14 protein-coding genes are annotated in these 15,542 nt (G+C 61.4%); 11 read left to right on the plus strand and 3 right to left on the minus strand.

Annotated elements, in window-relative coordinates:
- Positions 1 to 454: 454 nt before the first annotated feature.
- From CH285_RS05040 to CH285_RS05050, 3 genes are all read right to left on the minus strand, one after another.
- Positions 455 to 1,174 (minus strand): hypothetical protein, encoded by a 720-nt coding sequence (locus CH285_RS05040; protein WP_015586066.1) that lies wholly within the window; start codon positions 1,172 to 1,174, stop codon positions 455 to 457.
- Entirely contained in the window at positions 1,171 to 2,085 is a 915-nt protein-coding gene (locus tag CH285_RS05045; protein ID WP_015586067.1) for a ParA family protein, read from the minus strand. Before CH285_RS05045 ends, CH285_RS05040 begins: the two co-directional genes overlap by 4 nt.
- A gap of 877 nt (positions 2,086 to 2,962) precedes the next feature.
- Positions 2,963 to 3,661, minus strand: a complete 699-nt coding sequence (locus CH285_RS05050) for a hypothetical protein (protein ID WP_015586069.1) — start codon at positions 3,659 to 3,661, stop codon at positions 2,963 to 2,965.
- Between the two features lie 689 nt (positions 3,662 to 4,350).
- On the opposite strand from CH285_RS05050, the gene CH285_RS05055 reads away from it, so the two are divergent.
- From CH285_RS05055 to CH285_RS28575, 11 genes are all read left to right on the plus strand, one after another.
- Positions 4,351 to 4,911 (plus strand): hypothetical protein, encoded by a 561-nt coding sequence (locus CH285_RS05055; protein WP_139278540.1) that lies wholly within the window; start codon positions 4,351 to 4,353, stop codon positions 4,909 to 4,911.
- Positions 4,912 to 5,079: 168 nt separating this feature from the next.
- A complete protein-coding gene (locus CH285_RS05060; RefSeq protein WP_230591630.1) occupies positions 5,080 to 5,628 on the plus strand; it encodes an SAF domain-containing protein in 549 nt (182 codons plus the stop codon).
- Positions 5,629 to 5,631: 3 nt separating this feature from the next.
- Complete coding sequence (locus CH285_RS05065; protein ID WP_015586073.1) at positions 5,632 to 6,456, plus strand: hypothetical protein; 825 nt, start codon at positions 5,632 to 5,634, stop codon at positions 6,454 to 6,456.
- Between the two features lie 32 nt (positions 6,457 to 6,488).
- Entirely contained in the window at positions 6,489 to 8,117 is a 1,629-nt protein-coding gene (locus CH285_RS05070; protein ID WP_015586074.1) for a CpaF family protein, read from the plus strand.
- On the plus strand, positions 8,117 to 8,995 hold the full coding sequence (locus CH285_RS05075; protein WP_052047795.1) for a type II secretion system F family protein: 879 nt from the start codon (positions 8,117 to 8,119) through the stop codon (positions 8,993 to 8,995). Before CH285_RS05070 ends, CH285_RS05075 begins: the two co-directional genes overlap by 1 nt.
- Positions 8,992 to 9,915 (plus strand): type II secretion system F family protein, encoded by a 924-nt coding sequence (locus CH285_RS05080; protein ID WP_015586076.1) that lies wholly within the window; start codon positions 8,992 to 8,994, stop codon positions 9,913 to 9,915. Before CH285_RS05075 ends, CH285_RS05080 begins: the two co-directional genes overlap by 4 nt.
- Before the next feature lie 169 nt (positions 9,916 to 10,084).
- Positions 10,085 to 10,315 carry a hypothetical protein gene (locus CH285_RS05085; protein WP_015586077.1) on the plus strand — a complete coding sequence of 77 codons (231 nt, stop codon included), beginning with the start codon at positions 10,085 to 10,087 and terminating at the stop codon, positions 10,313 to 10,315.
- 38 nt (positions 10,316 to 10,353) lie between these two features.
- A complete protein-coding gene (locus CH285_RS05090) occupies positions 10,354 to 10,779 on the plus strand; it encodes a type II secretion system protein (protein ID WP_015586078.1) in 426 nt (141 codons plus the stop codon).
- A complete protein-coding gene (locus tag CH285_RS05095) occupies positions 10,776 to 11,234 on the plus strand; it encodes a TadE family protein (RefSeq protein ID WP_015586079.1) in 459 nt (152 codons plus the stop codon). Before CH285_RS05090 ends, CH285_RS05095 begins: the two co-directional genes overlap by 4 nt.
- A complete protein-coding gene (locus CH285_RS05100) occupies positions 11,234 to 11,701 on the plus strand; it encodes a pilus assembly protein TadG-related protein (RefSeq protein WP_015586080.1) in 468 nt (155 codons plus the stop codon). The genes CH285_RS05095 and CH285_RS05100 overlap by 1 nt, the downstream gene beginning before the upstream one ends.
- Before the next feature lie 124 nt (positions 11,702 to 11,825).
- Positions 11,826 to 15,488, plus strand: a complete 3,663-nt coding sequence (locus CH285_RS28575; RefSeq protein ID WP_015586082.1) for a LysM peptidoglycan-binding domain-containing protein — start codon at positions 11,826 to 11,828, stop codon at positions 15,486 to 15,488.
- The last annotated feature ends 54 nt before the right edge of the window (positions 15,489 to 15,542 follow it).

The following is a 15,542-nucleotide window of genomic DNA, read 5'->3' on the forward strand; positions in this document are numbered from 1 at the left end:
TATGCGAGGGCCCTTCGACTCTCTCCCAGGTTTGCTTCCAGCCATGCGATCACATTAAACGGATTCGGTAACAGAAACAGGGAGGCCGCGACATCCGGTGTGTCGCCTGCCTGTCGTGCCACGTTCACATGTTCCTCCGCACCTCGTCCGTACCCGCCCTCGCACCACACATGACAGGTAGATCCGTCTCGATCTACCTCTGTGACAGAAGTGGCGAAATCTCTCGACATTGTCTCTGCGGCACCGGACACGACGAACACCCCAGCTCGTCGAACCGACCCGCTGCGCAAGCCCCTTCATCGATATACGCGTGACCTTGGCTCTTTTATGTGGGGAGCATGGGGAGCATGGAGATAAGGGCAGCTCAAAGGCAAAAAAACGCTCCCCACCGGAGTGGGGAGCATGGTGGGGAGCACGGTGGGGAGCCAGGAGCAAGACGCTCTGGCCCGGCGGATCAAGAGATCAGATAGTCCTCAACGACCGCAGCAATCAGCGCGCTTCGTGAGGGGATGAGCGGACTTGCTTCTACCTGCTCGTCTATCCATCGGGTCTGGGCTACCCACAGATGTGGACGCACCTCCACTCCCCCGCTCGCGACCTTCGGGCGGGCCAGACGCGGCATGCCACCGCGTGGCGATTCGACGGCGCGAGGGGCGAAGAGGCGAACCAAGGTTTCCGGGGTGTGCGCGGCGAAGGCATCCTCGACGATCTCGCCGTAGGACTTCTTCTCCCGCTGAGATCGCGTCTTCCAGGCCTCTTTGACCGTCGCGGGAACGTAGACCGCGATCGGGCGCACATCTTCATCACCGACAATCGCAGCCAACGGCTCCGCTGTAGCGGTGTCGGCCCCGGTTTCGGGTGTGGTGGCTACGTCCTCGGTTGCGGCAGTGCTGCCCCCGGAGGGCGAGGCAGATGTAGCAACCTCGGTCGGAGGCTCTGGTGCAGGTGCTGCAGGAGCATCCGGTGCAGATGTCACGTCCGGAGCCTGTACGTGCGGCTCGTCGACGGCTCTTTCGGCAGCCACGTCGGTCGAGCGTGGTTCCACTGCGGCAGGCCTGGCGAGGGAACCCGTTCCATTGCGAGGGAAAATGTTGGCGAGGCCAGATCCACGGGGAGCGGGCTTGTCGAATTGGTCCGCCAGGCTGGGTCGCTTCTTGCGATCAGTGGTGCTCATGCGGGTGCTACCTCTTCTGCGTGATCGGCTTCGGCAGCAAGCTCGGCCAAGCGTTGCAAGACCTCAGCTGCTAGGGCCTCGTAGTCATCCGCCAACCCGGTTGCATCCCGAGAGAGCAGAAGGCTGGGTGGTTTCACCTTGTCCCTCAGCGCTTTCAACCGAGCCTTCTTTGCGCTAGCAGTAGCGCCTTCGAGTTCGTGAGCTAGGAGCCCATGCCGCCGCGCGTCGGCAGCGGCGCTCTCCATGTAGCGGATTGTCGTGCCGAAGATGGGGGCAATGGTGTCAGGAATGGCTTGCGTAATACTTTCCCTCACCTGGTCCTGGAGCCGTTGTGACCTACTGCCGACCGCAAACAGAAGCATGCCAGCCAATCTCAGTTGCGGATTGTGCTCCCGGGCACGCGCGAAGCGCTCGGCGACGCGGTCGAGGCCGTCGAGGCTGCCATCGTCGGCGCGAGTAGGGATGAGAACGGACGACGTGCAGTACAGCACCGCATCACCGATGATCACGTCGCCTGGCGGGGTATCGAAGAGAACAATGTCGTAGTCGGGAACGATCGGGGCAAGGACTTTGTGGAGGATCTGCCCCAGCGATTCGCCCCCGCGGCTGAGCCTGGAGAGCATCATGCCAGCAACGTCGACGAGCGCAGGACCAGCGGGAATGACGTCTAGACCGGGTCGGACGTCTTTGATGATCGGGGGTTGTCCGCCTGACATCAACGACATCAGAAGTTCTTCACCGGACTGCTTTTCGTAACCGAAATCGCGGGCCAGGTTGCCCTGAGGGTCGAACTCCCCGACGAGAACACGGTAGCCGGCAGCGGCGAACAGGCCTGCGAGGTTGGCAACAACCGTCGTCTTGCCCACTCCCCCTTTACCTTGGGTGACTGCGAGGGAATTTGATATTGCCATCGATAGAACCTTCCTTCCAGAGTCCTGGATCCGCGTGCATCTATTCGAGCGCTGCCGTGGAGAAGCGTGACCGGGAGGCGTTCACGGTGCCGAATCGGTACGTGCGAGCGGCTCGACTTGTCCCGCACGCTCTTGTGCGGGCGGATGCGCAGGTTGTCGTGCGTGGTTGTGTGCGCGAGAGTACGCCCAGTCACGCACGTCAGTCAACACGGTCTAAGTCGCGTAACACCATGCGTATCAATGCTCGCACTCTTACGCGGCAAAACACGCGCAATAAAACATGTAGTGCTGCGCCCTAGTAACAGCGTACCAATACGCACGTTAAGTCGCATATCAACACCCTTGTTAACACGTGAAGAAACACGGGCATTGATGTGCTGACCAAAACGGTATTTAACCCGCGTGTTGACGTGGGGAGTTCTACCCGGTATTGCATGCGTAGTATTACGCGTATTAACCAACGGTGTAACAAGCGTATTTGTACGCCCTCAAACACGCGGTTTAGTACGCGATGAAACCAACGCTTTACTGTGCGAGGAGTACTACGAAGTGCTACGCCCATTGTGTTGGGATGATTGCCCGGTAGACGGTAACGGAGGTAGGGGAGCAGAGCACTGGGATGATGAACGGGATCGAGAGTGGGTAGTTATGTCGGATCAACAAAGCGTCGATATGTGCGAATCAGCGTGCGATTCGAGCTGCGATCATGGCCGCGACTCCCAATCCGCAGGCTCTGCTGGCTTCGCGAAGGCTCAAGCGAAGTGTTGAGGGGAGAGGTATCGGTAGGGGAGTGCGAGGATTGCTACGTAGTTCGACGCGAGCCTGGCACGAATTTCACATAAGACGCCAGGTCAACGGGGGACTGTTCGCGTTCCAATCAGCGTAGATCCGAATAGCTCTGACGCAGTCGGCGGCGGGGATCGCCAGGCTCTCCGCGGGTCGTTCGCTGTTCGGCTATCCGTTGTTCCAGACCGATCTTCGACGCCATTTGGGTGGCCCACAGCAGGGTGGCGTCAGGGACTGATTCTGAGAGTTCAACGGTGAGATCTACAAGGGTGTCTTCGAGCAGTGTCTCGGCGGCTCGGTAGAGGCTCCACAGGTGGCTCAATTCCCAACTAAGAATGAGGGGATTTCCGAACATCATGCGCTCACAGGAACGTTGAATGCGCCGGACTTGAGGGTTGCTCAGAGCTGTCGGATCGTGCGGGTCGGCCCAGGTCGCAAGGTAGCTGCTCTGCTCGCATGTCCACGGCAACAGCAGGAGCGCATCAGTCGCGAAAGTCCAGCTCTGCGTGTCGAGAACGTGTTGTGACTGTTTGAGGGCGCGGCCCAGGGCTCGCTGGCAGGTCGTGGTGTAGTCGGCGAGCGCTAGCCGACATCGCTCCAGTTGTGCCAGGTCGTGCACTGTGTGGAACTGGTCCTGTCCACGAGTGAATTCGGTGGCAACGAGCGCGGCCTCGGTGTCCCACCAGCGAAACTGGGACTGACGATGGAACTCGCGGTGCCATCGTAGGTCGTCGAGCGTTCGGGCTGCGACGCCGCTGCCTGGCGCGGTGGCGGTGTCGGAGAAGCTCATCGTTCAATGGTTGCAGGTAAATGGTGGTGTGTCACCACCCCTCTGGCATCAGTTCTATGACTGTGCCCACGGCCGAAGAGGTAGATGTGGTGGTTTTCCTGGTGAGCTCTGCATGGCGATCGGTTCAAGATCGTCGGTGAACGACGCTGCGTTGAAGAAACATTGGCGGCAGATTGTGGACACACATGAAAGCCATCAAATCAAATAGCACTGAGTCACGAGAACCACATCAGTCCGACATGAGTGTCAAACGATAACAAAATCGTGTTGTGATCACGTGGCAGTGATCATAATCCAACTTGTCTTGGAGTCAAGAGGCAGCGCCGAGTGCAGTTCGGTTGAGAGTCAGTCAACGGCCCGTAGAAGTTGCAGAGGACATTGCTTGCGGCACGGACCGTCAGGGGTCGGTGCCGCGCCGCGTTTGCTTCGGAACTGAACGAGTGCGCGATCGACTACCTTGTTACTGAAATGTTATGTACCGCGTGTTGATCACCACTGTTGTTGAGGTGGAGATAGCCTTTGTCCTGGTGGGGAGGGGATGGGGTCCTCTTGCGGGACGAACACGGGGTTCGTTTTGCAGGGTTCGGTTCGGATCGACGCTGTTCGCGGTGTCCGGGAGACCCGGTATATCTCGTACGTCGCACTCAAGCCTGCGACTCAGGTACACGGGGACATCGGAAGGATCGTGAGTGAGGACCGACAGCGCTGAGAGTGCGAACGTGCCGACATCTCCGCCTGCGCGACAGTCGCTCGGGGCAGCCTTCATGCCACCGCCGCCGGCCGGATCGATAAGTGCTATGTCAGCGGAGGTGGTGCAGTTGAGTTCAAACGAGGAGGAGACATCCTCTGGTGCAGCTGAATTGGGGCACGACGACACGATTGTGCCGTCGACGGTTCATCTTGCTGTCGGGGTTGCACACGGTCTGGCGAAGGAGAGCAAACGGACAGGGAGAACCCACGGCGAGGTGGTCATCACTGCTATCGAGGATGTCCACAGCGATCTCGAAAGCCTTCTGTTTCCGGGAGGCAAGGTCGGCGGAGGTCTGTTCCGCGCCAGGGGAGTAGGTGGGAAGCCGTCTGAGGGTAAGGCGGAGAAGAAGGGAGTCACGGTCGGGTTGTACGCCGATGACTGGGTGATCATCGATCAACTGAAAGACCAGTTCAAGGCCCGTTCCCGCAGCCACCTCATCGGAACTGCCCTCAAAGCACATCTCGGCCTCGACGCCACGACACAAACGGAAAGTGACTGAGCTATGCCCATGTTCGGCAATCTCAAAGAAAAGACATCGACCGCCACAGTGGGGGAGCCGCGCAGCGCAAGAGAGGCATCTCCTAAGCCGGGCCATGACTTCACCGAAGTCGTATCCACCACCAAAGTGCGCCGTCGACGGTCGTACTGGATCGCGGGAGTCGCCTTGATGACCGTCGCAATCGTAGGAGCGGTCTTTTTGGTGAACGCCATGCGCGCCACCACGACAATTCTGGTGCTCGCCCGCGACGTGCCACAGGGGGAGACGATCACCACCGACGACCTCAAAACCGCAGAGGTCAACAGCGATGCGACCATCGCGACCGTTCCTGCCACAGACAAAGCATCGGTCGTGGGCCAGAGCGCAGCAGTTCCGCTCCTGAGCGGATCGGCACTGAACCCATCGTCGTTCACCAACGCCGTAATCCCCAGCGGGGACAACACTTTGGTCGGCATCACCGTCGCAATCGGCAAACTTCCCGCAGAGCCACTGCTCGCAGGCGACAACGTCCGGATCGTCGACACTCCCCGAGATCAAGACGATTCCCCGGTGCAGGGTCCGGTCACCGCGAACGCACAGGTCGTTGCCGTGAAGGACATCCCCGAGACCGGACAGACGACAGTGGACGTTCTGGTCAAGAAAGACGAGGCCAGCTGGATCGCCGCCCGAGCCGCCACCAACCGCGTCGCCATCGTCCTCGACTCCCGGGAGCGCTGAGCCATGCTCGTCACCCTGACCTCGATCTCCGGCTCGCCAGGCGTCTCGACGACCGGCCTGGGCATCGCTCTCACCGCAGACTCCCGCAAGCTGCTGTACATCGAGGCCGATCCGATCGGATCGTCCCCGACGCTGGCCGGGTACTTTCACGCGCGCCGCCGGCACGACCGATCGATCATCCAACTGGTCGAGCCGAACAGGCACGGCCGAATAGGCCCAGCCTTCCAGCACCAAATAGTTAGAATCGGGCCGTTCGATCCAGAGGAGCCGACCAAGGCGCAAGGATGGTTCGTCCCCGGCCTGGTCAATGCAGCTCAAACGGAATCGATGAAGTCGACGTGGGGCCCGTTGGGGGCACATCTGGCGTTGTTGTCGAAACAGGGCGGCGGTGACCTGCTCGTCGACGCCGGTCGCCTCAATCTACGGTCCGGACATCAAGACCTGATCCGTCACAGTGACGTTATCGCCATAATGCTCAGACCGACCAGGACCGCAGTGGCAGCGGTTCGTGCTGGCTTGGGCCCACTACAGCAGCATCTGGAGAATACGAAGTCGCCGGCCAGCATCGGCCTCATTGTCAGGGGTACCGAGCCCTACAGCGCAGCCGAGACCGCCGCGGCGACCGGCCTCGACGTCATCGCAGTCCTTCCCGAATCACCGGTACACGCGCAAGTTTTTTCCGAAGGTGCCTCGCTCAGTAATTGGCGGCGACGTCGATCAAGCTATCTACGCGCAATCGACGGAACCTGGCAAAAGATCGAGCGCTTCCACGAAACGCACCAGCCCGTATGGATCGCCAACTCGCCATACAGCTCACAGCCCGCGTAACGAGCCGACAAGGCCAAAGGGAGAACACCCGCATGACCAACAACGCCCCCGACTTCGACTACGACGAGCGACCAGCCCTACCCGACCTACCGATGTTTGCCGCCGATCCGATCATCCTCGACGATGGCGACAACGAGATAACTCGTTACAGGAGCGGGCAATACGGCTCCTCATCTGCAGGTCTGCTCGCCGCAGCCGGCAAGGACGGTCGCCACTCCCACCCGGAACCCGAGCGACTCGAGACGGTCCCGTTCACATCGCCATCACCATTTCCAGCTGAGCGGTCGGACGTCGCGAGGACCAACCACCAATTGGTCAAGCAACTGACCAAAGAAGCATCCGAAATCCTCTCTCTCCGTAAGACCCAACGAGCAGATCAGGCCCTCAACCCTGAGCTGGGCGTCACTGCCATGACCCCGGACGAGGAGCGTGAGTCGGGCAGGCAGATCGTCATAGATCTCGTCAGCAAAGAAGTGCAGTCCGCGATCGACACCGGTCACGAACAGCTGAGCGTCCAAGAGGAACAGACGCTGGTCAAAGCGGTCTTCGACACGCTGTTCGGACTCGGCCCACTTCAGCCGCTCGTCGACGACCCGAACGTCGAGAACATCCTCATCAACGGCGACAGCGTCATTGTGATGTACCCCGACGGGAGTCTGCAGGCACGACCGCCGATCGCGGACAGCGACGAAGAGCTCTACGACTGGCTCACCAACCTCGCGCAGCGCGCACCCGGTGGTGGACGACCGTTCTCGCAGGTCAACCCCAACCTCCGCCTCAATCTGCCCGGCGACATCCGCTTGTCCGCGATGGGCTACTCGGTCCGCCATCCCAGTATCGCCATCCGCATGCACCGCCACAAGGATGTGACCATCGACAAGATGGTCGAAATGGGTGTTATGCCCCAACTGTTGTCCGAGATCCTCAGCGCCGCAGTCATCGGTGGTGCCTCCATCGTGATCTCCGGGCCCATGGGATCAGGTAAAACAACCAACCTTCGTGCGCTCGCCAACTGCCTTCCCCTGCAAACACGGATCGGCACAGCAGAGACAGAGTACGAACTGTTCCTCGACAAACTCGACGGTCGCAGACCGTATGTTGTTGCAGCCGAGGCAATCACCGGCGGCGGCGAACGAAACGAGCTGACCGGAGCGCTACGCGGCGCGACGACGCTGTCCGACATCCTTTACCAGTTCGTGCGAATGCAGCTCGACCGTGTCATCGTCGGAGAGGTAGCCGGCGGCGAGATCATCGACATGTTCAAAGCAATGCAGATGGCCAAAGGCTCCCTGAGTACCACGCACGCCGAGCATGCCGCCGGCGCGATCGACCGCCTCGTCACCTGCGCCCTCGAAGCAGGAGTGCCGGTCGAGTACGCCTACCGCCAAGTGGCACACCACATCAATCTGATCATTCAGCTGCAGACGGACTACGAATTTACCGACACCGGCGAGAGGCGTCAGGTCCGATTCGTCAGCGAGGTCATCCATATCGAGGCCGGCGAAAACGCCATGCCCGCAGTAACCAAAATTTACGAAGGAAAGCCGGGCGGGACCGGCGAATACGGAACTTTGCCCCCAGCTTTGCTCCGCAAGCTCTACGCAGGCGGTTTCAGTCCGAACCAAATCCCCATCAACACGATCACAGGTGGTGGGCTCTGATGTACACGTTCACGGCCGTCGGTATCGTCCTTGTCTTTGCCGCCGGGATGTGGTTTTTTGCCAACGGAATTCGCGATCGCCGCGACCCGACTGCGCCGACACGCCACCGCACCTCACGTGCGCGGATTGCCCGGCGGACAAAATTACTCCTCGCCATCGGAACTGCCGTCGGCCTTGCTGCATGGCTCCTCAGTGGATGGTTCGTACTCTTCCCCATCATTCCGATCGCAGCAGTAGGCGTCCCCTACCTACTCGGATCGTCAGCCGCCGCCGACGACATCGAACGCCTCAATGCCCTCGAAGAATGGGTGCGCAACCTGACTGGAGTGCTCGCAGCAGGATCCGGCCTCGAACAGGCCATCATCGCAACGCACAGGGGAATGCCTCAAGCATTGCGTCCGGAAATTACGAGCCTCATCACGCGCCTGCGTGGCAATGTGTCGATCGACGAAGCGTTGCTTCGGTTCGCAGACGATCTCGACGATTCCACCGGCGACTACGTGGTCGGTGCACTGCGGCAGGCAGCTCGCCTGCGCGGCTCCGGACTCACCGCAGCCTTGAAGCGACTTTCAGAATCGGTGGCAGAGAACGTGCGCAACCGCAGAACGGCCGAAGCGGAACGGCAAGGGCCCCGCACGACCGCTCGCGGGGTCACCGTCATCACCGTCGTTGTCATCGTTGGGTTGTTCCTGTTCACCAACTACATGGACCCGTACAAACAGCCCCTCCTCCAGCCCGTTCTGTTCCTCGAATTCATCGGTTTCGGCCTGGTGCTCGGGTGGATGAAGCGATACACCTTGCCAGTGAAATACCCCAGGTTCATCGGCACCAAGGACCGCGACGCAGCAAACACCGCACGTGAGAGGAGCGCAGTATGAACAACTTCGAGCTCTGGGCGATCGCCCTTGCCGCTCTCGCCGCTCTCGGCTTGATCCTCCTCGTTCTCCGCATACTGCCGGCCGACCCAGCACTCGGCGATGCCATGGAACGACTGTCCGGTGCAGCCCCGGACCCGTACACCGTCGACACCCGCGGCGGTGACGACCTCACCGGTTCGGATGCCCTGTCCTACAAGGTCGGTGCCCGCTTCTACCCGCGGCTGCGATCGCAGGCGTGGTTCAGGATCCCGACCGCGGACCTGGCGATCCTCCGAGAAACTCCACAAAAGTTCATCGGAGACAAAATCCTTTCCGCTGCAATAGGTCTGATCATCGCGCCGATTTCGATCGCACTCCTGGCGCTGTTCGGCATGGCAGTGCCCCTGACTTTTCCCGTAGCCGGTTCCCTCGTCCTGGCGCTGGTGGGATTCTTCGCGCCCGACGCCGACGTCAAGACTCGCGCCGCTAGTGCCCGACTCGAATTCACCCGAGCATTGGCGGCGTTCATCGACTTCGTTTCGTTGAACCGAAGTGGCGGCGTCGCTGCATTCCAAAGTCTCGAACGCGCTGCCGCAGTGGGCGATAGCTGGGTGTTTCTACGTCTGGATGCCGAGCTTCAGAAAGCGTCCCTCGCCGGACAGGCACCATGGGCTACTCTGTCCAATCTTGCAGCCGAACTGGCGCTGCCGGAGTTGGGAGATCTCGCGGACATCATGACCTATACCGGCGACCAGGGAGCGAGCGTGGCCGACACTCTTGCCGCGCGGGCCGGAGCGCTCCGCAGTGCCCTGCTCTCGAAAGAACAAGGCGAAGCAGGAGCCAAAACGAAGAAGATGGACGCACCTCTCGGCACCTTGGCCGTGCTGTTCATGATCATGCTGATCGTGCCGGCCGGAGTGAACATCATGGGCGGCGTCTAGACCGAACAACCCGAATGCGTTGTCATTCAACGATCAACTACCAAGTTTGAGCTGTGCAAACACCGATCCGTGCACTTCACCTGCTCGAAGTGTCCGGTCTTGGCGATAGTCTGACCGGCATCCAGAACCGTCATAACCAGGGCTTTTACATATCGAAGGGAAACGTCACATGGCAGCATCGCGCACAATCGCAAACCGGATCGCAGCAACCACCGCAACACTGTTCGCATTGGCACTGTTCTCCTATACCCGGATGACCGAGCGCGCCGGCGGACGCAAAAGCGACAAGGGCTACAGCATGGAGACCGTCGTCATCACCGCCGGCCTCGTCATCCTCGCCATCGCTATCGTCGCCGGAATCACCGTGGTTGCACAGCGCTACCTCAACCGAATCCAGTAACCCCACCACTCGCCCAACGAGACAGGGGAGGACCAGCGTTGCTCACCGACACACATGTACCACTACGCGAATGGCTCACCCGCATACGTCGAGACGACCGCGGCGCAGCCCTCGAAACAGTCGTGGTATTCGGCGTCGTCCTACTGCTCTTCCTCATCGCAATCCAGGCAGCTCTCTACGCTCACGCACGGACCGTAGCGATTTCGACCGGTGAAGAAGCTCTACGACAAGCGCGATCGCAATTCGGCAGCGCTGCGGCCGGAACAGCGGCGGGCTACGCCTTCGCATCCACCGCCGGCCCGACGACCCTTCGAGCACCCGTCATTGTCGTCAACCGAGGCTTGCGAGAAGCAACTGTCCAGATCACCGGACAACCCATCCGCCTCATCCCCTTCTTCTCCCTCGACATCAATGTCAGCGAGACGCTTCCCGTTGAACGAGTCACTGCCCCAGGAACCAGATGAACACCGCGAACAAACTGCGCCAGCTGGCAGCCGCAGCCAGAGCCGACGACCGAGGATCGGCCCTGCAGACTGTCATCGTCGCCCCCGCCACACTGTTCCTGATCGCACTGATCGTCACCTTCGGCGTTCTCGCGCAAGCGCACCAGAAAGTAGTCCACGCCGCGAACGAGGCCGCGCGTACCGCCTCCATCGCGCGAACGGCGTTCTCCGCAGCCCCCGATGCGCAAGCAGCCGCGCGAAACGACCTGGCAGCACGAGGGCTCACCTGTTCCGCTCTCAACGTCAACACCGACCTCGGCGGATTCAGAACTCGCCCCGGCGTCACGGCTTCCGTCTCGGCCACCGTCACGTGCGTCATCTCCCTCGACGCACTCGGATTCCCGCAAGTCATGGGCTCACGGACCATCACAGCAACCGCGACTTCACCCGTCGACACCTACCGGGAGCGCGCCTGATGACCGAAGCACTACGCCGGGCGGTGGCCGCCTGCACACGGCGAGACGCGCACAACGACGCCGGAACCATCGCCATGTGGAGCGTCATCACAGCCATGGCGTTGCTGATCATGATGGGTCTCGTCGTCGACGGCGGCGGCAAAGTTTACGCCAAGCAGCGCGCCGAGCAAGTCGCTGAAGAAGCAGCCCGCGGGGCAGGACAAGCCATCATCGAACCACTCGCAGTCCGCGGTACCAACGTCGTCGTCAACCCGCTGACAGCCCAAGCCAAAGCCACCAAATACCTTGCCGCAGCAGGAATCCCCGGCGTCGTCGTGCAGACCGGACCGACAACACTGCTGATCACCACCACAACGACCTACCAACCCCGTGTCCTCGGTTTGATCGGCGTCGGGCCACAGCAGATCATCGGAACAGCCACCGTCAACCTGAACCGCACCAACCTCGGAATCCCCGGCACACCATGACCAATCGACCGCAGAGCAGACGAGTCGCAGAACTCCACGAGAAGACGGAGGACGTGATTCGACAGCTCGCGGCGCAACGCTGCACGACCCCGGCCACCCTGCAGCCATCGGAAAGGACACCCGCATGACCACCATCCGACGGCGCTTGACTGGTTTGCTCTACCTGATCGTCCTACTCGTCCTCGTCGTCGGAATTCCGCTCGCACTGTGGACATTCCGCGGCAACCCAATACCGACGACGCTGCCCGATCTCGACCAGATCAAAACAGCTCTGACCACCCAAGACGACGGATCACTCTTCCTCGGATTCGTGACCTGGATCGGCTGGCTCGCCTGGGCCACCTTCACCTTCAGCACCGTCATCGAACTCGTCGCAGCACTACGCGGCATCAAAGCACCTCAACTCCGAGGCCTCGGCTTCCAGCAGCGAAGCGCCTCCGTTCTCATAGGCGGAGCGCTCATGCTGGTAACAGCGGGCACCGCCACAGCCCAACCCCTCACCGCCACAGCACTACCGCTCTTCGACGCCCCTGCCCACTCGGCACCGATCCAAGTAACGCAACAAAGCCAACCGCATCCAGCAGAAGCCCCCGCCCGCCCCATCAACGGGGAAACCATCACGGTGCAGCAGGGCGACAGCCTATGGAAACTCGCAGAACGCCACCTTGGCGATGGCTTTCGATACACCGAGATCAAGCAACTCAACGCCGACGTCCTGACCGTCGACGGATGGCTGCAACCAGGATGGAAACTTCAGCTCCCCGCCGCCGCACCCACAACCGTCGACGGGGCCTACACAGTTCGAGAAGGCGACAGTCTCTGGAGCATCGCCGAGCAACATCTGGGTGACGGACACCGCTACAAAGAAATCATCAACGCCGACGGAACTGCACCGTCGACAATCATCCACGTCGGCCAGCAGCTCACCGTCAACGATCAAACCGCCGAGACCGTCACGCCCGAACCGGGTCCGGTTGCTTCCCCCGACCCGGCCCCGGTTGCTGCCGCTCCTGTACCTGCTGCTGTGCCCGAACCGACCGTCGCTCCTGAACCGGCCCCGGTCGCTGCCGCTCCCGAACCGGCTCCGGCTGCCGCTCCTGAACCGGCCCCCGCAGCAGCGCCTGAACTGTCCTCCGCTGCACCTCTCCTGGGTGGCACCGACGTTCCGGAACAAGCGGAGATGGTTCCGGGCGGTGACGAACAGGCTCAGGCAGAAGCGCAGGCCGCTGCCGCCGCCGCTGCGAAGATTTTCGGCATCGAACTCAACAGCGCTTCGTCACAGCTACCTGCTCCGACAGCGGCGGCTCCTGAGCCAGCGCCTGCTCCAGCAGCCCCTGAGCAGGCAGAGGCCCCCGCCCCGTCGGCGGTTCCTGAGCCAGCGCCTGCTCCGGTGGCCGCCCCTGAGCCAGCAGAGGCTCCCGCCCCGGTGGCAGCTTCCGAACCTGCTGCTGAGTCCGCGGGCGCAGATGTTGTGGCACCCGGGCCGGCACCCGCTCAAATGCCTGCTCCAGCGCAGACGTCGTCACCCAGTCCTGCTGCAGCTCCCGCCCCGACTCAGCCAGCCACCCAGATCCCACTGAATACATCGACGACAGACCCGGTATATATCGCCGCCACTGCGCAGCCAAGCGATGTCTCCGAGGATCAGAACAGCACATTGTGGCTCGGTATCTCAGCCCTAGCGGCCATCGGACTGGCTGGGGCCTTCGGGCTGCGCCGGCACCGTCAACAGCACGATCGCCGCAGAGGCGAGACCCTCCCTCAAACCTGGGGCGCTGCAGCAGTTGTGGAAGAACAGATTCATTCTGCAGCGGACAACAACGTCCTCACGCGGCTCGACGAAGCACTGAGGACTATCGCCGAACACGCTCGGACACAGGGCAACGCACTGCCGGCATTACTCGGCGCATTCATCGGTCCCGATGCGGTGGAGCTAGTAATCCTTGATGACTCCGTACTGCCGGACCAGTGGCTCAGATCAGAGACCGGCACCTGGACCCTCCCCGCCGACGTCCGGATCGCCCCAGCACCCACCACAATCAGCCCGTACCCCACGCTCGTGACACTCGGTTCCACAGACGACCGAACCCAAGTTCTTCTCAACCTGGAAGAACTCGGCTACCTCGGCGTCTCAGCTTCACCAGAGCACGCCCGCGGCACTCTCCAGGCCCTGGCCCTCGAACTCGTCGAATCCCCGCTCGCCGACAATCTGCACCTGACGCTGATCGGTTTCGGACAGGAGCTCCCCGAACTGTTCGGCAACGGTCGAATCGAGCACACCGACCAACCAGGCGAAGTGCTGGCCAGACTCGCCCGACAAGCCGAACGTGACCAAGACACCCTCGTCGAACAACACATCGACAGCATTGCAGCGGCCCGTTCGATCTACGACACAAGCGAAATGACCGCCCCCGAAGTAGTTCTCATCGCGAGTCAGTTGACGGCCGACCAACAGCAATCACTCGATCAGATCCTGGCCGCCACACCGCGCGTGGCGTTCGCTGCCGCCAGCACCGCCAGCACCGCCAGCGAGAACACCCAGGCCGCGTGGACACTCGACATCGTCGACCGCAACACCGCAAGCCTTGTCAAACGAGACACCGACGGCGGCTTCGCATTCCAGCCAGCATTTCTCGAGCCGGACCAATATGAAGGCATTACCGCCTACCTCGCGACCGCCACACAGCCAGCTATCCCCACAGAGTCGTCCATGCACGACCCCTGGGCTGCAGCCGAAATCGACGCACACCTCACCGACGCCGAAAGCGCTGAGACCTTCCTCGACTCCGTCACCACGATCGACCCCACCGACCAGCTGCTGCTGAACGGAACTACCGCATCGGAGACCGCCCCCGACGTCACAAACGTTCCGACCTACAGCCCGGACGCCGCGCAGTGGACATCCCCAGAAGCGATCAGGTACGACGACCAGGCCCCACCCATCGCTCCTGTCGCTGGTGACGTACCGGCCCCGGGACATCTCTGGCTCCATCTTCTCGGGAAACCAGCAGTCACCACCCCGACCGGGGAGCCACCCAAGGACGGCCGTGAAGTACTCCTAACCGAGATCGCCGCTCTTCTCTCCATCCACCCGGGAATCAAACACGACTCCATCGACAAAAAGATCTGGCCTGCAGACAATTTCGACAAACTCCCTCTGGAGGATCAGCCGAAAAAGAAGGCGACACGACGCCAGAACTACCTCTCGAGACTGCGAAATTGGTTGGGAGAGACAGAGAACGGTGAGCAGGCATTTCCGAAGCACGGCGACCGCACCGGCCGCACCGGCTACCGACTGCACCCCGATGTCCGATCGGACTGGGACTACTGGCAACAACTGATCGACACCACTCCGGCCGCCGCCACCGATGCGGAATTGCGGACGGCTGCAGAACTGGTAAACGATCAACCATTCGCCGGGACACGGTCAGACCGTTACGGGTGGGCACGAAACCTACAGCAGCACATGATCTCGACCCTCGCGGATGCCCTCGAAGAGCTCGCCACCAGACAAATAAAGACCGGAGATCTTTCCGCCGCGCTCACCACCGCAAACCGCGGCGTCACCGTCGAACCGTTCCGAGAAGGTCTCTGGAGACTGGCGATCATCGCTACCCACGGGAGCGACGAGATCAGCAAGACCCAGGAGCTGATCGACCAACTGCTCGCGAACCTCGCCGACATCGATGTCGACCCAGAACCCGAAACCGACGAACTCTTGCGCGCCCTCGCGCAATTCCACAATGGCGGCAACGCCCTCTACCGGATCGGAGCAATAGCCAGTTGATAGCAGTCGCGTCAATCGAGGTGTCTGAAGTGTCCGGTAAGCACGTTACGGTCC

Origin of the sequence: Rhodococcus sp. 05-2256-B1 (assembly GCF_002258465.1) — a bacterium.
Taxonomy (GTDB): domain Bacteria; phylum Actinomycetota; class Actinomycetes; order Mycobacteriales; family Mycobacteriaceae; genus Rhodococcoides; species Rhodococcoides fascians.